Source organism: Limosilactobacillus avium (assembly GCF_947381485.1).
Classification (GTDB): domain Bacteria; phylum Bacillota; class Bacilli; order Lactobacillales; family Lactobacillaceae; genus Limosilactobacillus; species Limosilactobacillus avium.
In genome coordinates this window covers 112,479-136,753 of the sequence record NZ_CANCWN010000002.1, presented here as the reverse complement: position 1 = coordinate 136,753, position 24,275 = coordinate 112,479, and the positions used below count along the sequence as shown (strand labels likewise).

Sequence of the window (24,275 nt, the reverse complement as noted above, 5' to 3'; positions counted from 1 at the left end):
CAAGAGGCCACACTTTTTGCTTGTCCTGCTCTACCTGATCCTCTTCACCTGGATCATTAGCGTTTACCAGAGTAGTCCCGCTTTTCAAACGGCGTTAAACATTGGTGCCCAGCAGACTGAGGTCTTCATTCAAAATGGCATTAACCGCCTCATGGGCAAAAAGCCAATCGCCGTCACTAAGCCAATTGACCGGGAGAAGGAAAGCAGTACCCCGGTAAACGGCGCCCGGTGGACCCAACCAAGCGCTACCGTCTACGTTGATCTATCAAATCCAGTCCTCCGTAGTGCGACCGAAAGCGCAATTAGCCAGTGGAATCAAACCGGTGCCTTTACCTTCCACCAAACCAATAATAAAAACGAGGCGGACATCGTCGTCGACGCAATTAATGAACAAAACGACGGTGCTGCCGGACTGACCAATACCAAGATGGACGCCACGACCGGTTACATTCTCCATGCGGATGTTAACCTCAACGCCGGCTACCTTTTGAACCCGACCTACGGCTACTCACAGCAGCGGATCATTAATACCGCTGAACACGAACTGGGGCATGCCATCGGGCTCCAGCACTCTGACGCCGCCTCAGTCATGCAACCAGCGGGCTCCTTCTACTCAATCCAGCCCCGCGATGTGCAGGCAGTTAAAAAACTCTACTCCAATCGCCCACAGTCACAAAGCTCAACACCAAACAATAACGAAACTACTAAGAACTTTCAATAATTAACCGCAGCAAGCCTTTTTCGGGGTCCTGCTGCTTTTTTAGTATGTTAAAATAATATCTGTGTGAAATTTTTAGTAGAAAGCGGACTTACAATGAAAAACAAAAAAGTTTTGGGGATTGCAATGGTGATCACCGCCTGTACATTCTGGGGAATCTCCGGCCTGTTTGCCAAGGGAATCTTCAATGCGTCCAGTTCGGTGACCTCCCTTTGGCTGACCCAAAGTCGGATGACCGCCGCAGGAATAATTCTGGTCCTGTTTAGCCAGCTTCACGGCGACCATCCCTTCCAGATATTTAAACACCCCCATGATGCCTGGGTTATCTTTTCGTACGGGATCTTTGGCCTTTTGCCGGTCCAGTTCTGTTACTTCATGGTGGTCCAGTACGGAAACGCATCAATTGCCACCATCTTACAGTTCGTGGGGCCCTTCTTCATCATCGCCTATCAGGCACTTTTTAGACATATTCCACCACGCCGGATTGAAATCATCTGTGCGTTAATTGCCTTTCTAGGCGTCCTCACCATCGCCACCCACGGGCACTTCAACCAACTGGCGGTTACGCCGATGATTCTTTTCTGGGGACTCCTCTCTGCGGTCGGGGTCGCCACTAACACCCTGATCCCCCAAAACATGCTGCGGACCAACCGGGTGCCTTCGCTAGTCATTACCGGATGGGGGCTTCTTTTCTCTGGCATTATCTTGTTAGCCATTCATCCAGCACAGCCGCATATTCCTAACATACCAGTGATCTGGATTTGCTGGCTAGGCGTTCTGATTATCGGGACCCTGATCCCCTTCCAGTTGGCCAACAACGCCCTCAAGTACATTGACGCCACGACATTTAGCCTGATGGACGCCTTCGAACCACTCTCCGCAACGATTGGTTCTGTTCTAATTTTTAACCTCCACATGACTGGTGCGGACGTGGTCGGGTCCATTCTCGTCATTGTTGCCGTCCTCGCCCTCAACATCCGTATTCCACTCTGGCATAGCAATAAATAAACACTAAAGCCCCGTTGAACCAAAAATATGTTCAACGGGGCGTCTTTGTGTCATTTCTTACCTTCGCGAGTTTTCGTATCATTTAATAAGAAATCACTCATGTACTGTTGACGATACTGGGTTGGCGTCTGACCGACCCGCTTCTTGAAGATCCGCAAGAAATACTTCTCATCATTAAAGTAGGCCCGGTCAGCAATAACCTTCAGTGGCAGGTTTGAGTGGAGTAACAAATCACAGGCAATCTCAATCTTCTTTTGAATAATTAAGTTGGAGGCGGTCACCCCCGTCTCTTTTTTGATTAACCGGCTGACGTAACGGTAATTCATCCCGAAGTGGTCGGCTAGCTTACGGACAGTCAGTTTCTCATCCAGGTGATCACCCAACCAATCAATAATCTCGACCGCACGCGGGTTAGTCCGGGTTAGGTGATTCAGGCTAGCAATAAAGTCATTAGTAATCTGGAGCATCAACTCGGTGACTACGTAAGACGGCAGGGCGTCTGTATAATAGTTTCCTTTAATTAGGAGGAGGGCCTGGAGGCAGGCAGTATTGATTCTGTTAAACTCACGAACCTGGTACTCTTCCGGAATAATCACGTTATTGACTAACCGGCTGAGTTGCTGACGATTGCGGGTCGCCGCCTGAACATCTTGGAAGTCAACTAACTCTCGGTCATCCTTGGGCAAAAACTGGAACCAATAGAGGTCAACCTGAGGGCTCTCGCTAATAACCTGAATGCTGGTCTGCGGTTCAACAACCAGACAGCTTCCCCGCTTTAGCTGGTGCACCTGCTGATTGGTAATCAGCTGGCACTTTCCGCCTGAACAAACTAGTAACTCATATGCGGCAATACGGTCATCGCTTTCGTATTGGGTCCCCTTCTTCACCGTCAATTGTCCGGAAGCATAATGGTGAAACGGACGGTCACTGTTAAATAAGTATACCTGAATATTACTTTTGTCCACTTCCATGACGGGTCACCTCACATCTGTCCACGTCTTTTTACATTTCCCGTGATATTTGTTCACTACCGACCAGCCTCTGACACAAGAGGTCACTTTTTCGGCCAGTAAAGCGGTTACATATATTTTCCCGAAATAATATAACAATAAGTGTAAGTTGTTTATGACAACTAATCGTATACATTATAACAGATTGACTGAAGGGAAGTATTTGTATGGCAGTTATCGAGAAAAAAGACAATGGTTTGTACTGGGAGCACGCTGCTGAACAGTTACTTATTCAACCCTGGGGCAAGGATAGCCTCCGTTTTCGGGTAACTAAAAAGAGCGGCTTCACTCCTAACCAGGATTGGGCACTTACTTACTCCAAAGACCAGACCGGGACGGCAGACCAAATCACCATTGATGAGGAGGCTAACACCTGCCAGATTAAAAACGGCCATATCACGGCATCAATCAACCGTTTCGGCTGGCTAACGGTCACTAATAGCGACGGCAAGGTATTGCTAGAAGAACGGTGGCAGGTCAAGCCCGGCGGTAAAAAGACGAGTCCGTTAGGCATCCCCGGCCGGGAACTGAAACCCATCATTGGCGGTGACTACCAGGCAACGATGCGTTTTGAGGCCTTCGATGGTGAAAAGATCTACGGAATGGGGCAACGACAAGAAAAGCAACTCAACTACAAGGGCTGCATTCTTGAATTAGCCCAGCGGAACACCCAAGCCACTGTGCCATTTGTTCTTTCTAATCGTGGCTATGGATTTTTGTGGAATAACCCGGCTATTGGCCAAGTTACCTTTGCCAATAATGAAACCAAGTGGGAAGCTAAGGATACCGACCAGCTTGACTTCTGGGTAACCACCGCTGATTCACCAGCTAAGATTGTTGAACAATACACTAATGCAACCGGGCGGGTACCAATGATGCCGAAGTTTGCCAGTGGCTTTTGGCAGTGCAAACTCCGCTACAAGACCCAAGATGAACTGTTGAAGGTCGCTCACGAATATAAGGATAAGGGCCTACCAATCAATGTAATTGTCATCGACTTCTTCCACTGGCCAAACCAGGGTGAATGGAAATTTGATCCTAAGTACTGGCCAAATCTGAAGGCAATGGTCGACGAGTTGAATAAGATGGGGATCAAGCTGATGGTTTCCATCTGGCCAACCGTCGATGTTAACAGTGAAAATTACGATGAAATGAACGACAAGGGTTACTTGGTACGGGCTGAACGGATGTATCAAGATTCCTACCACTTCATGGGCAACGAAACCTTCTTCGATGCTACTAATCCGGGTGCCCGGAAGTACGTTTGGGATAAGGCCAAACAGCATTACTATGACAATGGCATCCGGATGTTCTGGCTTGACGAAGCGGAACCTGAGTATGGTTTCCTGTACGACTTTGACCATTTCCGCTACTACCAAGGCCCGGCCCTCAAGTTAAGCAATATTTATCCATTAGACTACGCTAAGGCCTTTTATGAAGGGCAAAAAGCCGCGGGACAAAAGGAGATTGTCAACCTCGTCCGGTGTGTCTGGGCCGGCAGTCAAAAGTATGGTGTTGTCCTATGGTCCGGTGATGTTCACTCCACCTTTGAGTCCCTCCAGAAGCAAGTGGTTGCGGGGCTCAATGCCGGACTCTCTGGTATTTCCTGGTGGACAACCGATATTGGTGGCTTTACCGGTGGAAACGTTAAGGACCCGAAGTTCCACGAGCTTTTGACCCGGTGGTTCCAGTTTGGTACCTTCTGCCCCGTAATGCGCCTGCACGGTTTCCGTGAACCCGCAGAACAAACAATTGAACACGCTGACCGGATGTTTAACCAACCATTCGGCAGCGGGGCCTTCAACGAAATCTACAAGTACCCAAAGGCCACCTACGAAATTCTCCGGAAGTACCTCTTCATGCGGGAAGCAATTCGTCCATACGTTATGGACCAGATGAAGGCTGCTCATGAGAAAGGAACCCCCGTCATTCGGCCCCTCTTCTACGACTTCGCGAAGGACGATCACACATGGGATGTTTCAGACGAGTACATGTTCGGACCGGATGTCTTAGTTTCACCAATCCTGCACGCCGGACAAAGCGAACGTGACGTCTACTTACCAGCTGGCGAGGACTGGATTGATGTTAAAACAAAGAAGACCTACCATGGGGGCCAAACTGTGACCGTACCGTGCCCAATCGACACGATTCCCCTCTTTACCCGCGCCCAGCACCCACTAAAGAGTCTGCTCGACTTCACGGTTCCAGCAGAAAAGGACTAGCAGGGGGTGGCAATCATGAATGATAAAAAGACTAAGCAGGTCAACCTCGATGCGGGCTTACCAGACCTCTCGAAGTGGGTCATCTTCTCCATCACCTTTGGCTTTCTCGGCATTAACATGGGATTTTCCCTGCAAAGCTCGCAGATGAGCCGGATCTTTCAGTCCATTGGTGCTAACCCGAACAACCTGGGATTCTTCTTCATTTTCCCCGGCTTAATGGGGATGATTGTTCAACCACTGGTTGGTAAGTATTCCGACCGGACTTGGAACCGTTTCGGTCGGCGGATGCCCTACCTCCTCTTTGGGGCACCGATTGCGGCCATCGTTCTCCTGATGCTGCCGTTCTCCGGCTCCCTAGGATTTGGCTATGGCTCAATGGCTGCCATGATTTTTGCGGCATTTGCCGTTTGCTTCATGGACCTCTTCAATAACATCTGTATGCAGCCATTCCGGATGATTGTTGGTGACATGGTTAATAATAAGCAGAAGAACTTTGCCTGGTCACTCCAACAAATCTTCTTCAATGGTGGGGGAATCTTGGCTTCTCTGCTACCGTTTATCTTTACTGCCTGTGGGATGCAGAACACCGCCAAGAAGGGTGTCGTTCCCAACACGGTTATCTACGCCTACGTCGTGGCAGCCGTGGTCCTCTTAATCACCAGTATGTGGACTGTCTTCAACGTTAAGGAGTATGATCCACAAACCTACGCCCGCTATCACGGCATCGATCCGAAGGCTAACAAGAAATCAGTCAGCTTATTCCACCTGGTAAAAGTTGCTCCCCGCGCCTTCTGGGAACTCTGCCTGGTTCAATTCTTCTCCTGGGTCGGTATCATGTATGTCTGGACCTACACGACGGGGGCGCTTGCTAAGAACGTTTGGCACACAACCAACCCAACCAGTGCAGGCTTCCAGGCCGCAGGTAACTGGTACGGGGTCTTAACTGCTATTCTGAGTATCGCTGGAATCTGTTGGGGATTCCTCTATTACCACGCCAAGACGACAACCCGGAAAAAGTGGTACGCTACCGGTCTGACTCTTGGTGGAATTGGCCTAATCATGGTTTCGATGGTTCACGACAAGTGGCTAACGGTTGTTGCATTTATCCTCTTTGGAATCTGCTACTTCACCATCCACACCCTGCCGTTTACCCTTCTCACTTCATCGCTGAACGGGCAAAACGAAGGGGCATACATCGGGCTGTTTAATATTGGGATTTGCCTGCCGCAGATTGTGGCTTCATTAATGAGTTTTCTCATCTTCCCACTGGTTGGTCATAGCCAGCCAATGATGATGCTGATTGCGGGTATTTCTCTTTTCTGTGCTGCTATCGCGGTTCACGGAGTTCACGAAGGAGTAGCCGTAAAGGCATAATAATTGATTGCAGAATAAAAGGATGAAGTTGGATTTCCAGCTTCATCCTTTTCGATATAGTTTAGAAACTACTTCAGTGCTTTAAAGAAGGCCTTACGGATTTTTTCGTCAACACCCATTGCGGACAGTGACCGCAGCGGGATGTTCGCCGAAATGGCAACCCACTTCTCGTCCTTCATCATTGGAGCCAGGATTTCGTACAGTCCCGAATCCTTGAGGGCTTTTTGAACATGCGGATCCTGGTTAGCCCAGAGGTCACCGACGTAGGTATTCCCAGTCACTTCATTTGTCGGGTTAGTCCCAATCGTCAACGTGAAGGCCATTGATAGCCGAATATCACGTGAAGAGGACCCCACCATGATCTTATATTGACCATTGTCAGCTTCCCACTGCTGCTTAGCAACGTTGTAGTAGGCAAATGCCCGCCGGGGGAGTGTCAGGGTCACGTGCTTGCTTTCTCCCGCCTCAAGGGCAACCTTCGTGAAATCACGCAGCTCCTTGACCGGCATTTCAACTCGGCTGACCTGATTAGCAACATAGACCTGGGCAACTTCCTTTCCGGCAACCTTACCAGTATTAGTGAGGTCAAAGCCCACCTTAACCGTGTCGGTCCCTTCCTCAACGGTCAGGTTGTTGTAAGCAAAGCTCGTGTAGCTGAGTCCATGGCCAAACGGGAAGCGGACGGGCATCTCGTGCAGGTCATAGTAGCGGTAACCAACGAAGATCCCCTCATGGTAGTCCTCCTCGTCATGGTCCTTACCAAACGTCCCGTAGGTTGGGTTATCCTGCAGGCGTAGCGGGAAACTCTCGGATAATTTCCCCGACGGGTTAACCTTCCCCGTCAGGATATCCCAGGTTGCCTCACCAACAGCTTCACCTGCTAGGTAGGTTTCAACAATTGCTGGTACCTGGTCAGCCCACGGCATCTCAAGAACGGACCCATTTTCTAGGACAACGGTGACATGGCTGTTGGCCGCAGCAACCTTGGCTAACAGGTCATTCTGATTAGTTGGGAGCGAGATGGTGTCCTTATCGAAGCCCTCGGTTTCCATCTCCTCCGGGAAACCAGCAAAGAAGACGACCTGGTCACTCTTCTTTGCCAGTTCAACTGCCGCTGCCGCCAGCTGCTCATCTGCTGCCGTTTCCTTTAAAGAATAGCCTTGAGCATACTGTGCACCTGCTGGCGCAGCATCCAGGGGTGTTACCACCTGGTGGGCGTTGACATGGGAGCTACCCCCACCTTCAAAGCGGGGCTTAGCAGCCAGCTCACCGATGATTGCTAGCGAATCAGTCGCATTGAGGGGCAACTGATTTTGCTCGTTCTTTAAGAGGACAATACTATCGTCGGCCATCTGGCGAGCAAACTCATGCTGTTCCTTTTTATCGTACGTATCCGCCTTGGTTACCTTCTTCCCCCACTTCTCGACCATTCTCAAGACACGGAGGGCAGACCGGTTCAGGGTTGATTCCTTGAGGCGGCCATCCTTGACAGCCGCCACAATTTCGTCAACCGACGCCTGACCCTTACCAGGCATTTCAAGGTCCAGTCCGGCCTTAATAGCCGCAACTTGGTCGGCCACGGCTCCCCAATCAGACATGACTAATCCCTGGAATCCCCACTCGTTCCGCAAGATGTCGGTTAACAGGCGTTGGTTCTGGGAGTTCAGAGTTCCGTTAAGGCGGTTGTAGGAGCACATCAAGGTTGCCGGGTGGGCCTGCTTGACGATTCGTTCAAACTGGGCCAGGTAGATTTCCCGGAGAGCCCGCTCGTCGATGTTTGAGGATGAGGTAAAGCGTTGGTTTTCCCGGTTATTGGCGGCAAAGTGTTTGACGCTGACGCCAACGCCCTGGTCCTGAACCCCCTTTACATATGCGACCCCCATCCGGCCGGCAAGTAACGGGTCTTCAGAAAAGTATTCAAAATTCCGCCCGGCCAGTGGTGACCGCTTAATGTTAACACCGGGGCCCAGTAAAACGCCAAGGTGCTCAGCGTTGGCGGCAATTCCCAGGTGGGTACCAAGCTTATAGAGCATATCATCGTCAAAGGAACTAGCCGTGAGAGCCGATGACGGGAAGCAGACCGCATCCACAGAGTCATTGATGTCGGCTGGTGATGCATCGATGTTTTGCTTCCGTAATCCGGATGGCCCGTCAGACATCATCATCCGGTCAACTCCTGGTACCTTAGCGGTGAACCAAAAGTCCTTTCCGGAAACCAGGGCCGCCCGTTCTTCAAGGGTTAGGCCCTCAACAAAGTCCAAATCAATTGTTACCATTATCATTTCATTCCTTTCACACAAGTTAAACGCTTACTTAGAGCATATCATGATTGAATACAGGGGAACAATTTCACCGAGTATATTTATTTCCTGGGAAATATTTCCCTGCTATAATTAGTGGGAAGATCACAGAGGAGTGACAAATATGCAAAAATTAAATTTGAAACACGTTTTAATTGCTGGAAGTGCAGCGGGCCTGATCTCCGGCCTCGTCAAGTTGGGCTGGGAAAACGTCTTGCCACCACGGACTGCCGCCCGGAATAAGGTTAACCCACCTCAAAAACTACTCCAACAGTTGGGTATTCCAGCAAAGTTAACTCAGGCCAGCTATCACTACTCTGGGGAAAGTCTTCCCTGGGTTAGTTACCTGGTCCACTTCGGTTTCTCAGTTAGTTTTGCAACGGCCTACGCCGCCCTCCTGGACAAAAAGGTCAAGGCCTTGACCCGGGACGAAGGGGTGCCGTTCGGAATTGCGGTATGGGTTGCCTTCCACCTGGTAATTATGCCGGCAATGAAGACCGTCCCTAGTGTTCATGACCAACCCTGGGAAGAACACTTATCGGAAGGCTTGGGCCACGCAATTTGGATGTGGACTAACCACGAGATTGCGAGTGAAGTCTTGCATCAATTAAAAAATGAATAAGTAAGAAGAAGCTGGGAGAAAACTTTGTTTTCTCACCAGCCTCTTTTAGTTCTCCGAATATTACACAGTAATCGCGGAAAAAAAGCGTGCTCCTAGTGTCTAGTTACGGACAATCATTGGCCCGTACCGTGCCAACAATCGTCCTATACTAGCCATACGGAGCACTCTGAAGCTTTTTTCCCAGCTTCTTTTACAATTAATCCCAGTTATTCCGGAGCTTCATCAGCTGGTGGCTGAGGCCCTTAGTCTGGTCATAAACTTGGTGGTAAACCTTGTAGAGGTCGTTGTACTTGGCAACGGCATCAGCTTGTGGTTCGTAGGTCTTGCCAAAGTGAACAAACTTCTTTGCGCAGTCCTGCAGGGAGTCGTACCAGCCAAGGCCAACAGCAGCCAGCATGGCAGCACCAAGGCCTGGTCCTTGCTCGTTAGTCAGAGAAACGACTTTCTTGTTGAAGACATTGGCCTGGAGTTGGAGCCAGAAGTCACTCTTGGCACCCCCACCGATGGCAACGACGGTGTCGAAGGCCTGGCCGTGTTGGTCATAAATGTTGAGAATGTCACGGAAACTGAAGGTAATTCCTTCAATAACCGCCCGGACAAAGTCATACTTGTTCTGCATGCTGTCAACACCGATGAAGCTTCCCCGAATATCCGCGTCGGCATACGGGGTCCGTTCACCAACGACGTATGGGGTGAAGAGAAGGCCATTAGCGCCCAATGGCCGTTCAGCAGCCTTGTTAACCATTGCGGTAAAGTCCTCGTCAGCAGCGAAGGTGTGTTTGAACCAGTTTAGCGAGTGTCCTGCCGCCAGGGTAACCCCCATGGAGTAGTAAGTATCAGGAATAGCGTGGCATTCATACTGGAGGGCCCCGTGGTAGTTAACGTTAGCGTCTGGTTCGTATTTCAAGACAACCCCTGAGGTCCCGATACTGGACATCACCATGTTTGGTTGGAGGATACCGGCACCAACCGCCCCACAGGCGTTGTCACCACCACCACCAAAGACCCGGGTGGACTTCTTCAGGCCAGAGAACATCGAGTAGTAGTCCGTTACCGTTCCGGCTTCATCAATTGACCGCATCAATGGTGGGCACATTGACATCGGGATATCAAAGACCTCACAAATTTCCTTGCTCCAGGTCCCCTTCTTAATGTCGTAGAGGACGGTCCCGGTTGCGTCAGAATAATCAATTGCTTGTTTGCCAGTCATAATGAAGCGCACGTAGTCCTTAGGTAAGAGGAAGCTCTTGGCCTTGGCCCAAATCTCCGGCTGGTTTTCCTTGACCCACAACAGTTTAGGTAAGGTGAACCCTTCCAGGGCCCGGTTACCGGTGATGTCGATAAACTTATCACCGAGCTTTTCCTTAATTTCTTCACACTGCTTGGTGGTCCGGGTGTCGTTCCACAGCATTGCCGGACGAAGGACCTGGCCATTCTCATCCAGTAATACCAGGCCGTGCATTTGTCCGGAGAAGGAAATCCCCTTGATTTCCTCTGCCTTTAGGCCATCCCGGAGGATCAGGCGGTCAATGGCAATGGTCGTTCCGTAGAGCCAGTCTCGCGGATCCTGTTCACTGTAACCCGGGTGTGGTTGGTGGAGTTCATAGCCATAGCTTTCCTGGGCGGCAATTTGGCCTTCCGGGTCCATTGCGGAAACCTTGACCGCACTAGTCCCGAGGTCAACACCGATTACGTATTCGTTCATTTCATTTCATTCCTTTCAATGACAAAAGGGTCGGGGCAAAGTTGATTGCCTCGGCCCTTTTATTATAAGACACTACAGATAAATAATGATCTACACGGAAATTTTTAGATTAATTGATAGGTAGTTGCTGTTATTAGTATTTGAGCCTCAATTACTTGAGTTCAAAAGAGGGAATCATTATTTAGCAAGTGTTTCAATCATGTAGTGGTTGATAGTATCCTTGATTTCTTCAAGGTGGTCAGATTGAGTTGCAGCACGGAGTTCAGATTGTGGAGTATCGATAACGGTCTTTTCGATGCTCTTGAAGTCTTCCTTGCCTTCTTCGATCCGCTTACCAAGACCTTCGTCCCAGCTAGCGTAACGCTTCTTCAGAATGTCATCTAAGAAGCCGTCTTCCTTCATTGCAGCGGCAACCCGTAGACCAGCAGCAAAGCTATCCATACCAACAATGTGACCGTAGAACAGGTCTTCTGGCTTGAATGAAGTCCGCCGTGGCTTAGCATCGAAGTTCAGACCACCACGAGGTCCAATGCTACCGTTTTCGATAACTTCCCACATAGCAGCAGTAGTTTCGTACAGGTTGGATGGGTATTCATCAATGTCCCAACCAATCAGCTTGTCACCTTGGTTAGCGTCAAGAGAACCAAGCAGGCCAGCTTCACGAGCAACCCGAATTTCGTGTTGGTAAGTGTGACCAGCCAAGTTAGCGTGGTTACCTTCAAGGTTAAGCTTGAAGTCCTTGTCCAGGCCGTATTCACGCATGAAGTTGATGGTTGTAGCAGCATCAAAGTCGTATTGGTGAGTAGTTGGTTCCTTTGGCTTTGGTTCAAGAAGCATTTGGGCATCGAAGCCGATTTCGTTAGCGTAGTCCTTAGCCATGTGGAAGAACTTAGCGATGTGTGATTGTTCACGCTTCATTTCAGTGTTCCAAAGTGATTCGTAACCTTCACGGCCACCCCAGAAGACATAGTTTTCGGAGCCAACCCGCTTACCGATTTCCAGGCTGTGCTTCAGTTGGGCACAAGCGTAAGCGTAAATCTTAGCGGATGGAGCAGTACCAGCACCTTCAAGGAACCGTGGGTTAGTGAAGAGGTTAGAAGTGTTCCAAAGGACCTTCATGCCAGTGGACTTTTGATATTCAACAATCTTGTCAACGATCTTGTCCAAGTTCTTGTTGGTTTCACGAAGGGTATCACCTTCTGGAGCAAGGTCACGGTCGTGGAAGCAAAGGAAGTTAACACCTAACTTCTTGTAGAATTCAAATGCGTAGTCAACCTTAGCTAAGGCTTGGTCCATTGGGTCAGTGTACTTGTCGTAAGGACGCATTGCAGTACCATCACCAAATGGGTCGACCAGACGTTGGTCAAATGTGTGCCAGTAGGCAACGGCAAACCGCAGCCAATCCTTCATCTTCTTGCCCAGGATTACTTCATCTGGGTTGTAGTATTGATAGAACAAACCGGACTTAACACTCTTGTGTGGTCCTTCGTACTTAATGTCGCCAATATTTTTCCATAAATCAGCCATATCGATAGCCTCCTGAAATATTTAGTTTGTATAAACAACTAACTTACAATTCTTAATATACACTCCGCACCCGACTTTGTAAACCCTTTCTCAAAAGAAATTTTTCTTTGGGCCAAATTTAGGGTCGTCCTGCGGGAGAAATTCCTTGTCTCGTGGGCCTGAACAGATATAAAATAAACATTAGCTTTATCAATTAAATTATAGGGAGTTTTTTCTATGGAGCGGGACCTTACCCGACTAAATAACATCAAACGCGTTAAACAGCAGCTCTTTAACAATGCTGCCATTTCACGAGCGGACATCGCCCGTAATACGGGACTGCATAAGTCGACCATTTCATCAATCTTTGCGGAACTCGACCAGCAAGGCTACGTTGCCCACCTCGGCCGGGGAAATTCAACTGAAGGTGGAGGCCGGAAGCCGGAGCTCTTTACCATTAATAGTCACTTTGGTTATGTCGCCTGCTTCAACATAACTTATGATTCATTATTTGTGATGTTTCTCTACGCCGATGGTCAGGAAATCTCCTTCCAACGTTTCCCTGCGCAAAATCATGATATTCTTCAAGTAATGGACCTGATCAACCGTGAACTCGCTACGGCAGCCAAAAATAATGATACCGAGCACGGTCTGTTAGGAATCAGCTTTTCAATTCACGCCGTCGTCGACCAGAACAAGATCATCCACTCTCCCTACTATGCCACCAAAGGGATCGACCTCCAGCAATACTTTGCCGACCGTTACCAGGTTCCCGTGATGATCGGGAACGAAGCCAACCTGGCGGCTATTTATGAGCGGGACTACGCCAATCAGGATAGTCTCGCCAACCTGGTTGTTTTAAGTATCCACCGGGGGCCCGGGATTGGGGTCATCGCAAACCACAAGTTGTTCAGTGGCTTTCGGGGGATGGTCGGCGAACTCGGCAGTGTCATCATCCCCAACAGCCGTGGAAAACTCCAGGAGGTCGGCGACTACATCTCCGTCGATGACCTGGTCAACCGGGTCAGCCAAACAATTGGGCACCGGCTTTCTTCATTAGAAGAATTTTACCAGGCATGTACCGAACCGACCGCAGTGGTCCAGCAGGTGCTTGATGGTTTTGCCGATATCGTTGCCCAAACCCTCTTCAACCTCCAGATGCTGTATGGTCCCGAAAGGCTCTTCATCAACTCCCCACTAACCGAGAACATCCCCGGCCTGACAGGACAAATCAAGGTTGCCGCAGAAAAGCGAAAGGTGCAAGTGCCAATCACTTCAATCAGCGGTTCCAAGTACGTCTCCCTCCTTGGTGCCGGTGCCCTCATGATTAGGAAGGTAATCGACCTGGCGGAGGTCAACCTGCAGTTCCAGTGGTCGCGAGGAATTGGTTAAACATTTAAATCACGAAAAAAGCCACTGGGCGTTTTCACGCTCGGTGGCTTTTCCTATTCATAAATTAGAATAGCTTATTGTTAACTCCCTTTTCACTTGCAAATGGTCCCGCGGTTACCTTGACACCATCGCGGTGGTTACCGAAGAAGTCGTGGTTAAAGGTAATTGGCGTGCCATCTGGGTTTTCGTACTTTTCTTCCGGTTCAAAGGCCATCGCAATCTTCTTGGTGGAGATTACGCTGTCGGTCTTTTCAGGAACAAAGTCGTAAAGGTTGGTCTTCAGGTACAGGCCGTCCTCCCGTTTTTCAAGGGCCAATTCAACCTGGTCCTTACTGTCAACGTAAGGGTCCTTTTCCTTCGCCGTAGCTTGGGCACCATTCAGGTAAACATTGCCGGCAGCCCAAACTGGCAGGTGGTTGTAGTAGTGGTCACTGTTTGGTGCGTAAATACCACAGTAACCATCAAACTGCTTGTCCCATTCTTCGAAGGTTGGGTAGTCGGTGAATGGCTTGGTCCCGACTTCAAAGTTGTAGTCGTCCCAGTCATCTGGCTTGTCCTTCATTGCGTCAGCAATCTTCTGCATTTCAGGACGCAGGTGTTGTTGAACAAAGATATTGTTGTAGAACTTGTTATCCCCGTGTTGAATCGTCATGAAGCCCATTACCTTCGTACCGTGAATTTCATGGTATGGAGTGAACCGGTTCGATGGCAGGTTGACTGAGTTGTTGTCGGTCCCCCGACCAGTAGCGGTAAAGCTACCAGCAATCAGGTTGTGGACAAAAGCAACCCCTTGGGCAGCAAAACGAATCGAACGGTCGGATAAGAAGAGGTTGTTATCAATCAGCGTTGGGCCAAAGGATACTTCAATCCAGATATCTTCACCCAGTCCGCTCAACAGGTCACTGAGGTTATCCTTAGTGGTCTTGAAGTCATTTGGCAGGCTGTTGTGGTCAAAGATATTCTGGGTAACCCGGGTCCCCTGTGCTTGCCAGTCTAGCCATAGCCCCCGTGTACAGTGGTGGATGTGGTTGTGCCGGTAGGTAACGTCAATGGCAGCGTGCATCTTGATTCCACCGATTTCGGCCCCCGCCAGGTTTTGCCGGACGTTAATGTCATGGATATCGTTATCTTCAATTGTGGAGAAGACACCACCCAAGTGCCCAACAATCCCGGTTTGACCACAGTCGTGAATGTGGTTACGCCGGATGATGTGGGAACCCACGTGCTCCTTGTCCCAGCCTTCGTAGGAAGCTTGGCAAATGGCGTCCCGTTCAGTTTGGGTACCATCCTTGTACTTCCACTTAGACCACTTATTATTGTTATTTGGTTGTAAGTACTTCCCTAAAGAAATTCCTGAACACTTGGAGTGGGAAACATCACAGTCTTCAATGATCCAGCCCTTGGACCAGTGGGGACCGATCATCCCTTCCTGGTAAGCTGTCGGCGGTGCCCACTGGGTAGCTGCTTTCGTTACCCCAAAGCCAGCTAAGGTAATGTAGCCGATTCCCTCTTGTTGGGGATAGAAGCAGTTTTCCCGGACGTTGATTTCAACGTTTTCCTTGTTAGGGTCCTTACCCTGGAAATTGGCATAGATGACGGTCGTATCGGCTTCTTCGTCCTGTTCAGCATACCAGGTGTACAGGGTCCGCTCTGGGTACCATGACTTTTCGTTCTTGACCGGTTTCTTAACCTCATCCAAGCTATTAACTTCGTATAAAGCCACATCATTCAGGTAAACTTCACCGGTGTGGGCAACGATCCGCGCATCGAACCAGTCCCCAGCAACCCGGGTAGTGTAAGGATTATAGTCCCCAAATATGCTGTTAGGAACAGCAACCTTCCAAACGTCGTCGGCAACGTTTTCCCAGTTATCCACCTTTTCGGCACCAGTAATAACGGCACCCAATGGAACAGTTGACTTGTAAGTAATCCGGGCATCCTTAGTTCCGGCATGCTTAGGGTCAACATTTTCCCGGTAAGTCCCGGGAGCAACTAAGACTGTGTCCCCCGGCTGGGCAATGTCGGCAGCGGCTTGAATTGAACGGAAAGGATAGTCTTTTGAACCTTCCCCCGAAAACGGCACGTTGATGTCAACGTAAATATTCATGGAAATCTTCCTTCCTATATTATCATCAAAAACTACTTATCTTCTTGTTGCTTCCGCTTGTCTTCAATTTCGTGGTTAATCTTGTCAACTTCTGGGTCACTCAGTGGGTACTTGCTCATGATCCACATTGCGACAATGGCCAGGATAATTGGAATCCAAATCATGGAAACCGAAATACCAGTCAAAGCAGACTTTGGTTGGGTGGCGTTATTACCATTGAAGTGGCAGAAGGCGTTAATGTAACCCGGAATGATTCCCCCAAGGGCCAGCCCAATCTTGAAGAACAGACCCATGATGGAGTTGATGATCCCGGCAACCCGCTTCTTGGAGTGCCATTCACCGTAGGAAATAACTTCTGGAACCAGGGACCACATGTAACCAGTGGCAGCAGTAATCCCCCATTGCATGATGAAACGACCGATATAACCAAGGGCAATGCTGTTCTTGAAGGCAGGGAATGACCATACCCACAAAATCAGTTGACCGATGATGAAGAGAATTAAGAAGAGGTAGAAGAAGCCCTTCTTACCAATCTTCTTCCGGATGATTGGCCATAAGAATACCAAGAAGATTCCTGGAATGGAACCAATCAGGTTAATTGAAGCCATCCATTCGGAGTGACCAATGTTGTATTGAACGAAGAACGGCCATACGGTGTTTCCAAAGAACATGAAGGTAAAGCCAATCAGGAAGAACCAGCCTAGGATTTGCAGTGGCTTATTGTCAATTAATTCGTTCCAAAGGTCAGAGAACTTAACAGAAGCGGTTTCCTTGGCGGTTGGCAGAACCCGTTCCTTAACACCGAAGTAAGTGCAGAGCAACATAATGAAACCAATGATCATGTAGATAATCATGACCTTGAAGTAAGCACCAGCAGCGTGTGGCGAAGCGTAGTTACCTAAGTTCAGTTTGATGCCAAACAGACCGATCCCCTTCAACTGCTTGTCTGGTGATGCCAATTGAACGAACAGTGGTAAGAACGTGTAAACCAGCAGGTTACCAATGTTGGCTTCGGTCATCCGGACAGTCGTCAGAGTAGAAACTTCATCGTTATCACGGGTCAATGATGCGTTCAAAGAACCGTATGGAATGTTAACGAATGAGTAAATCAAGGCCGTTGCCAGGTATGATACGAAAGCGTAAATAACGTTGCCCCGGACAGCTTGAATTGGCAAGAACACTAAGGCACAGCAGATTGTCAGTGGAATACCAAAGTAAATCAAAAATGGCCGGTACTTTCCACCATGCTTGAAGTGACTCTTATCAACAACGGTCCCTACCCATGGGTCCCAGAAAACGTTGACCCAACGGACAATCAAGAAGATGGTTGCCCCGGCAGCGGCAGAAATACCAAAAACCGTTGTCAAATAGAATAGTAACATCGATCCGATGGTTCCGAAGATTAAGTTTTGTGCTAAGTCCCCGGCACCGTAACAAATACGTTCACGCCATGATAATTTCGCGAACTCATCTACTTTTCCAGCAGGTGCTTTTTCCATTAAAATCATCCCTTACTTAAAAATAAACAATACAAATAATAAATACAGAGCATAAAAGTAAGTTAGTTGTGTGAACGAAGTAACTACTTCATCAACGCTTTTTATTGTATGCGGTTTCACAATATAAAAATAGACCATAACCTGACAGAAATTTGTCAAATTATGATCTATTATGTGGGCTGATTCTTGTTAAATTCTATTCGAAGTAGCCGACATTGTTCTTGGAACGGACCGAGCGCTTATGACTAACCTGCTTCCGGTACTCGCTTGGTGAATAGCCCGACCACTTCTTGAACTGCTTACTAAAGATGGAGATATTGGCGGCCCCCACCATGTAAGCAATCTCCTCAATCGAATTCCCTGAATACTCCAAAAGTCGCTGGGCCTTCTTGTATTTCTCCCGGTCAATGAAGTGCAGCGGGGTGATTCCGTACACCTTTTTAAACACCCGGTGGCCATAACCACTACTAATGGCGAGTTCCTTACAGATGTCGCTGAAATTAAAGGATGGGCTGCGGTCATCATTGTTGACCCGGTTCTCGATTGCCATCACGATATCCCGACCAATCTTGGCTTCCTTATTACTATAAGGCATGTCATGGCGGTAATCGACATCCCCCATCAGCTGATTTAAATCACGGAGGTACTTAAGAAGAACAATTTCAATGTTAACCTGGGTGTCGAATTCATTCTGGTGCTCACGATCCCGACTAAGGTCGACAATCTTATTAAGAGTAGTATTCGACAACTGGGCAAACGGGGTCTCCGCCTTAAAGAGTTTATTTGCAATCAGGCCAATCATCCGGGAACGAATCTGTGTATCTTCAAAGTCAAAGTGCAGGCACATGTACGTCATCTTGGCCGTGGCACTGGCGTTGCGGTTGGTATGGTAAGTCCCCGGAGAAATGATCAGGGCGTCCCCCGGCCCCATATTAACAGCGGCCTGGTCACGAAACTCGGTAATCTGGTGTCCATCAGTTACGACCATCAGCTCAAAGACCTGGTGGCGTTGCTCAAAAAACGACCAGGAACCATTGACAGTATGCATATGACCGCCAAACATATACAGGCCAGACTCGATTGTGGGAATCGAAACAAATTTCTGCATCGCTGTCACCTCTATTTTCTTGAAAGCTCTTACATTCCTATTATCCAATTTAAATTACCCGTTCGTTAGTTCTATTCGTAACCTTAATTTGTCATTTTGTGACTGAAACGCAATTATATATTTACCTTTTTATGATTGTGATTTGTTTATTAATATATCATGAAAGGGTTTTCTTTTTAAGGGTATTATGTTATTGTTATGATGTTGGTTGGTTATCACAACCAACATATACATAAACAACTAACTTGTTTCTGTCTATTAATTTGGTTTTGATATATAAGGAGATCAAAATTATGAAACATAAACTTTCTGCCGGGTGGATATACTTCTTCGCCGCCCTTGGTGGTCTCTTATTTGGTTACGATACCGGTTCAATTTCTGGTGCCATCCTCTTTATCGAAAAGCAATTATCATTGAATTCCTGGCAACAGGGTTGTGTCGTATCCGCCGTCTTGCTTGGTGCCATCCTCGGTGCCATCACAATTGGACCTTTCTCTGACCGCTACGGTCGGCGGAAGCTATTGATGTTCACTTCAATCCTATTCTTCATCGGGGCCCTCGGTTCTGGATTAGCTCCGGAATTCTGGACATTGATCATCACCCGGATCATCTTAGGGTTAGCCGTTGGTGCTGCCTCTGCCTTGATCCCAACCTACCTTGCCGAATTAGCACCTGTTGCTAAGCGTGGGATGATGTCTGGACTTTTCCAGCTGATGGTTATGACAGGTTTGCTGCTAGCTTACCTGCTTAACTTCTGGCTGCAAGGTCTCTACACTGGTTGGCGTTGGATGCTCGGTTTTGCCGCCATTCCAGCTGCTATCCTGTTCTGCGGTGCTATTATCCTGCCAGAATCACCACGTTACCTGGTTCGTAACGATAAGGAAAGCGTTGCTCGTGAAGTCCTGATGGCCATGAACAGCAATGACGAACAAGTTGTTAATGGTGATATCGAAGACATTAAAAAGCAGGCTGCTATTAAGTCTGGTGGTTGGAACGAATTATTCGGCCCAATCGTTCACCCAGCACTTGTCGCTGCCGTTGGTCTGGCAATCTTCCAACAAGTCATGGGTTGTAACACCGTGCTTTACTACGCGCCAACTATCTTCACTGACGCTGGTTTTGGTGTTCACTTTGCTCTCCTCTCTCACATCTGGATTGGGATCTTCAACGTTATCGTTACGGTTATCGGTATCTGGTTAATGAACCGGGTCAGCCGTCGTAAGATGCTAATCGTCGGTGGTTGGTTAATGGCCATCACCCTGTTCATCATGTGCTGGGGACTGATGCACTCCTCCGAGTCCAAGTTTGCTGCTGACGTTGCCGTTCTTTCAATGGTTGTTTACATCGCATCATTCTCTGGTACTTGGGGCCCAATCATGTGGACAATGATTGGTGAAATGTTCCCACTGAACATCCGTGGTTTAGGTAATTCCTTCTCCGCCGGTGTTAACTGGACTGCTAACATGATCGTTTCCCTAACCTTCCCACCACTATTAAGTGCCTTTGGTAAGGGGACCCTGTTCATCGGTTACGGTGTCTTCTGCCTGTTGGCCATCTGGTTCGTCCACTCCAAGGTCTTCGAAACCCAAGGTAAGTCCCTGGAAAGTATCGAACAATGGCTGCGTGACCAAGCTGCTAAGCGGCAAAAGGCTAATAACTAAATTCAATTCGATAATAAGTAAAGCACCTGCATTCTTATGAATGGCGGTGCTTTTTTATACCTATCCCTTCCAGGAATTATATACACAAATCGACCGCTAGTACCCGGGCTTGCCGAATACTAGCGGTCGATTTATCTTTTCTTATCCTTTACTATTTGAGGTCTTCACCATTAGTGGCAATAACCTTCTTATACCAGTAGAATGAATCCTTCGGCGTCCGCTTCAGGGTCCCCTGGCCATTGTCGTCCAAGTCAACATAGACGAAGCCGTACCGCTTGCTCATCTGGGAGGTGGAGAAGGAAACTAGATCAATTGGTGCCCAGGTCAGGTAGCCCATCAGGTCAACCCCATCCTTAACGGCCTCCTTCATCTGTTCGATGTGGGCCCGCAGGTAGTCGACCCGGTATGAATCATGAATTTTGCCATCATCACTAAACTTATCATAGGTGCCCATGCCGTTTTCCACGACAAACAATGGTACCCGGTAACGGTCCCAGAGGGTGTTTAGGGCCACCCGCAGACCCTGGGGATCGATTTGCCATCCCCACGGTGTCTGCTTTAGGTACTTGTTCCGCACTGCGTACTGGTTACCAGTAGCCTCTGCTGTCGCGTCATGACCTGCCTTGGCAGCCGTTGCACTCGACATGTAGTAACTCAGGCTGAGGTAGTCAACTGGGTACCTCTTCAGCAGCTCCTGATCACCAGCCAGCATCTTAATGACAATATGGTGTTCACCGAAGTAGCGATTCATGTATTCCGGATATTCTCCCCGCACCTGAACGTCGGTGAAGAAGAGGTTGAGCTGGTCCACCTTTTGGGCCATGATCACGTCAGCGGGGTTACAGGTTGCCGGATAGGTTTGCATCCGGGCCAGCATGCAGCCCATCTTAGCCCCCGGAATAATTTCGTGGAGCTGCTTGGTTGCTAGTGCGCTCGCTACAAATTGGTGATGGAGGGCCTGATAACGCAACTGGAGCTTCTCATCAGTGGTTTTTAACCCATCTTCAAGGGCTCCGGTGGCGTGGAAGCCAGTGGTGCCGGTATTGATCTCGTTGAAGGTCATCCAGTATTTAACCTTACCCTTGTAGCGCTTAAAGACAGTGGCTGTATAACGCGTGAAGTCGGTAATTGCCTCCCGGCTGGCCCAACCATTGTACTTTAGGGTGAGACCAACGGGCATCTCATAGTGGGATAGGGTTACAACCGGCTCAATGCCATACTTGTGCATTTCGTCGAAGACCCGGTCGTAAAAGGCGAGCCCCTTCTCGTTTGGGGTCAGCTCGTCCCCATTCGGGAAGATCCGTGACCAGGCAATGGAAATGCGGAAGGCCTTGAACCCCATCTCGGCGAGGAGCTTGATGTCTTCCGGGTAACGGTGATAAAAGTCGTTCCCGTGGCGCTTGGGATAGTCGCGGTCCGAATCACTGTTGACTGCCTCCTCAATGCTTTGCCGGGTTGCCTCATCAAGCGTTGAGTGGGTCTCCCCCTCCTTTGCGCCCCGGATACACTCGGCTCCAGATAGCTTCTTACCGTCAATGTTCCAGGCTCCCTCAATCTGGCTGGCAGCAGTTGCCCCGCCCCAAAGGAAGCCGTTCTTAAATCCATGTGGATAATCAGTTGCGTACATATTAGTTTTCCTCCTCTAATTCTTCTCCATTTGTTTTGATTACGCGCTGGTACCAGAAAAACGAGTCCTTACGAATTCGCTTATAAGTACCCCGACCATCATCATCAAGGTCGACATATACAAGTCCATAACGTTTACTCATCTCGGACGTCGAAAACGAAACCAGGTCGATTGGTGACCACATCAGGTAACCGATTAGCTTAACCCCATCACTAACAGCCTCCTTCATCTGTTCAATGTGATCTCTTAAATAGGCAATTCGGTAGTCATCATGGACTTGCATTGTTGCGGTTAATTGATCAACCGCTCCAAGACCATTCTCCACAATAAATAGAGGTACTCGGTACCGGTCCCAAAATTCATTTAGTGTGACCCGTAAGCCACGCGGATCAATTAGCCAGCCCCACGGTGTTCCTTTCAAATAGGGATTATTAAAGCCGCGAGCCATATTTACCGTAATTTTCTTGTCATCAGCAAGCGGACGACTGTTGGAAACCCGGGAGGTGTAATAACTAAAGCTCAGGTAATCGGCATGATAATCTCTTAGCAACTCCTGATCGCCTGCAGCCATTTGAATGTGAATATGATGGTTAGCGAAATAGCGATTCATATAAGTCGGGTACTCCCCACGAATCTGGACATCCGGGTAAAAGAGGTTCAACCGGTCCTCCTGCTGGGCCAGTACAACGTCTGCGGGATTGGACGTCGCAGGGTAAGTTTGGTCTCGACCAATCATACAACCCATCTTAGCTCTAGGATTAATTGCCCGCAGCTGTTTAGTAGCAATTGCCCCGGCTACGAATTGGTGGTGTAGGGCCTGATAGCGCAACTGGAGCCGAGCGGCAGGCGAATAATCGTTGTCAATTGCACCAGTTGCATGAAAGCCTGTCGTTCCTGTATTAATTTCATTAAAAGTCATCCAGTACTTAACCTGGTTTGCATAGCGCTTTAAGACTGTCTGAGTATAGCGTTTGGCAGCCTTAATAATCCGCCGGTCCGCCCAACCATTATATTTTAGAGTTAGAGCAGCAGGAGTATCATAGTGAAATAATGTTACTACCGGTTCGATTTCATAACGGTGGAGCTCAGCAAAAACGCGATCGTAGAATTTAAGGCCCTGCTCGTTAGGAACTGGATCATCTCCATGGGGGAAAATCCGCGACCAGGAAATGGAAAGACGATAAGCTTTAAAGCCCATCTCCGCCATCAACTTGATATCTTCCTTATAGTGGTGGTAAAAATCATTTCCATGACGTTTAGGATAGCGTTGGGTTGACTGGTCGGCAATTGCCTTTTCTAGTGCCGCTTTCGTTACATTATCTTGGGTAGAATTGTGTTGGCCCCCACCAACAATGCATTCAGCGCCTGACAGTCCCTTACCATCAATGTTCCAGGCACCTTCAATTTGGGTTGCTGCACTGGCACCACCCCACATAAATCCTGCAGGAAAGCCTTGCGGGTAGTCCGTTGCATACATTTAGCTCCCTCCTTTATATCTCATTATTAACCTCTAGCAAGAGGTTGTATACTCCACCATACAGGTTCGCGTCATTTTCAAAATAGGCCTTCATGATTGTGGGGCGCCGGATACCTGCTAGGTCCACCTGTTCAACCAGCTTTTCGTACTCCGTACGGATCGTATCAGCGACAATTGGCTGGGCACTGATCCCCCCACCAATCACGTAACGATCAAGGTCAACAACGGCTTGAATGCTTAAAATCATATTGGCAATCCGCCAGCAATACTTTTTAAATATCTTGTAGGCATAGTGGTCGCGGCAGTTAATCTGTTCAAAAACAGCAGGCCCGTCATTAATGTTATTGAAATTGTAGTGCTTAGCGATTTTATTGATCATTCGGACAGCTGAGCCCTCAACCCCGTACTTATCCTTGCCATTTTTGAAGGGAATAAAACTCAGCTCACCCGCCTGGTAGTGCATCCCCCGGTATAAGTGACCGTCGATGATGATTCCCCCACCAACGCCGGTACCGAGAACAATTGCTGCACCATTCTTAATATTATGGAGGTTACCTAGCCATAGTTCGGCCAAAGCTGCGGCCTTCCCATCATTTTCCACAGCAACAATGAGCTGGTCATCTATCTCTTGGTGAACATGGTCAACCAAATTTAGGCCATCAAGGTAAGGTAATGCACCCCCAACTTTGACTTCACCAGTAGCAGGAATAACCGTTCCGGGGATGCTAAATGCAACACCGCGGATTTGATCAACGTATCTTCTAATAATCTGATCAATGGTTTCCAGGAAAGGTCCTACCCCATCTTGAGGAGTTTCGAGTTTATCATGGGTTATCAGGTTTCCGGCCCGGTCAAGTATTCCGTATTTGATGTCGGTCCCGCCAACATCGATACTTAAATAATTTTTTCGCATATTTTTCTCCATTCTATATCACGATT

The 24,275-nt window shown here is 48.6% G+C and carries 17 protein-coding genes; 7 read left to right on the top strand and 10 right to left on the bottom strand.

All coding sequences use genetic code 11. The annotated features are described in order from the left end of the window. Positions 1-16 precede the first annotated feature (16 nt). Both QOS01_RS01510 and QOS01_RS01505 read left to right on the top strand, forming a co-directional pair. A complete protein-coding gene (locus tag QOS01_RS01510; RefSeq protein ID WP_408612408.1) occupies positions 17-721 on the top strand; it encodes a matrixin family metalloprotease in 705 nt (234 codons plus the stop codon). Between the two features lie 93 nt (positions 722-814). Continuing rightward, positions 815-1,726 carry an EamA family transporter gene (locus tag QOS01_RS01505; RefSeq protein WP_283620783.1) on the top strand — a complete coding sequence of 304 codons (912 nt, stop codon included), beginning with the start codon at positions 815-817 and terminating at the stop codon, positions 1,724-1,726. Between the two features lie 50 nt (positions 1,727-1,776). On the opposite strand, the gene QOS01_RS01500 is transcribed toward QOS01_RS01505, so the two are convergent. Then, a complete protein-coding gene (locus QOS01_RS01500; RefSeq protein ID WP_283620782.1) occupies positions 1,777-2,697 on the bottom strand; it encodes a helix-turn-helix domain-containing protein in 921 nt (306 codons plus the stop codon). Positions 2,698-2,903: 206 nt separating this feature from the next. Between QOS01_RS01500 and QOS01_RS01495 the strand changes: the two genes are divergently transcribed. Continuing rightward, positions 2,904-4,958: a glycoside hydrolase family 31 protein gene (locus QOS01_RS01495; protein WP_283620781.1), complete on the top strand. Its 2,055-nt coding sequence runs from the start codon at positions 2,904-2,906 to the stop codon at positions 4,956-4,958. Between the two features lie 15 nt (positions 4,959-4,973). Next, a complete protein-coding gene (locus QOS01_RS01490) occupies positions 4,974-6,332 on the top strand; it encodes an SLC45 family MFS transporter (RefSeq protein ID WP_283620780.1) in 1,359 nt (452 codons plus the stop codon). A gap of 68 nt (positions 6,333-6,400) precedes the next feature. Here QOS01_RS01490 and QOS01_RS01485 read toward each other — a convergent pair whose 3' ends face one another. After that, positions 6,401-8,608: a glycoside hydrolase family 3 C-terminal domain-containing protein gene (locus QOS01_RS01485; RefSeq protein WP_283620779.1), complete on the bottom strand. Its 2,208-nt coding sequence runs from the start codon at positions 8,606-8,608 to the stop codon at positions 6,401-6,403. Between the two features lie 148 nt (positions 8,609-8,756). Between QOS01_RS01485 and QOS01_RS01480 the strand changes: the two genes are divergently transcribed. Next, positions 8,757-9,254 (top strand): DUF1440 domain-containing protein, encoded by a 498-nt coding sequence (locus tag QOS01_RS01480; protein WP_283620778.1) that lies wholly within the window; start codon positions 8,757-8,759, stop codon positions 9,252-9,254. Positions 9,255-9,450: 196 nt separating this feature from the next. Here QOS01_RS01480 and xylB read toward each other — a convergent pair whose 3' ends face one another. Together xylB and xylA are read right to left on the bottom strand one after the other, a co-directional pair. Next, positions 9,451-10,959, bottom strand: a complete 1,509-nt coding sequence (gene xylB / locus QOS01_RS01475) for a xylulokinase (RefSeq protein ID WP_283620777.1) — start codon at positions 10,957-10,959, stop codon at positions 9,451-9,453. A 177-nt stretch (positions 10,960-11,136) separates the two neighbouring features. Further along, positions 11,137-12,486, bottom strand: coding sequence for a xylose isomerase (xylA, locus tag QOS01_RS01470; RefSeq protein WP_222259232.1), 1,350 nt, complete (start codon positions 12,484-12,486; stop codon positions 11,137-11,139). A 216-nt stretch (positions 12,487-12,702) separates the two neighbouring features. On the opposite strand from xylA, the gene QOS01_RS01465 reads away from it, so the two are divergent. Next, the gene (locus QOS01_RS01465; protein ID WP_283620776.1) at positions 12,703-13,857 is read left to right on the top strand and encodes an ROK family transcriptional regulator; all 1,155 of its coding nucleotides are present in this window, start codon (positions 12,703-12,705) and stop codon (positions 13,855-13,857) included. A 64-nt stretch (positions 13,858-13,921) separates the two neighbouring features. On the opposite strand, the gene QOS01_RS01460 is transcribed toward QOS01_RS01465, so the two are convergent. The 3 genes from QOS01_RS01460 to QOS01_RS01450 form a co-directional block, all read right to left on the bottom strand. Beyond that, positions 13,922-15,964 (bottom strand): right-handed parallel beta-helix repeat-containing protein, encoded by a 2,043-nt coding sequence (locus QOS01_RS01460; RefSeq protein WP_283620775.1) that lies wholly within the window; start codon positions 15,962-15,964, stop codon positions 13,922-13,924. 32 nt (positions 15,965-15,996) lie between these two features. After that, the gene (locus QOS01_RS01455; RefSeq protein WP_283620774.1) at positions 15,997-17,463 is read right to left on the bottom strand and encodes an MFS transporter; all 1,467 of its coding nucleotides are present in this window, start codon (positions 17,461-17,463) and stop codon (positions 15,997-15,999) included. Between the two features lie 196 nt (positions 17,464-17,659). After that, positions 17,660-18,571, bottom strand: a complete 912-nt coding sequence (locus QOS01_RS01450) for an AraC family transcriptional regulator (RefSeq protein WP_283620773.1) — start codon at positions 18,569-18,571, stop codon at positions 17,660-17,662. Between the two features lie 293 nt (positions 18,572-18,864). Between QOS01_RS01450 and QOS01_RS01445 the strand changes: the two genes are divergently transcribed. Further along, entirely contained in the window at positions 18,865-20,232 is a 1,368-nt protein-coding gene (locus QOS01_RS01445; RefSeq protein ID WP_283620772.1) for a sugar porter family MFS transporter, read from the top strand. 151 nt (positions 20,233-20,383) lie between these two features. On the opposite strand, the gene QOS01_RS01440 is transcribed toward QOS01_RS01445, so the two are convergent. The 3 genes from QOS01_RS01440 to QOS01_RS01430 are packed head-to-tail and all read right to left on the bottom strand — an operon-like array spanning position 20,384 to position 24,249. Further along, positions 20,384-21,859 (bottom strand): glycoside hydrolase family 1 protein, encoded by a 1,476-nt coding sequence (locus QOS01_RS01440; RefSeq protein ID WP_283620771.1) that lies wholly within the window; start codon positions 21,857-21,859, stop codon positions 20,384-20,386. 1 nt (position 21,860) lies between these two features. After that, on the bottom strand, positions 21,861-23,336 hold the full coding sequence (locus tag QOS01_RS01435; protein ID WP_283620770.1) for a glycoside hydrolase family 1 protein: 1,476 nt from the start codon (positions 23,334-23,336) through the stop codon (positions 21,861-21,863). 13 nt (positions 23,337-23,349) lie between these two features. Further along, positions 23,350-24,249 (bottom strand): ROK family protein, encoded by a 900-nt coding sequence (locus tag QOS01_RS01430; protein WP_283620769.1) that lies wholly within the window; start codon positions 24,247-24,249, stop codon positions 23,350-23,352. Between the last annotated feature and the right edge of the window lie 26 nt (positions 24,250-24,275).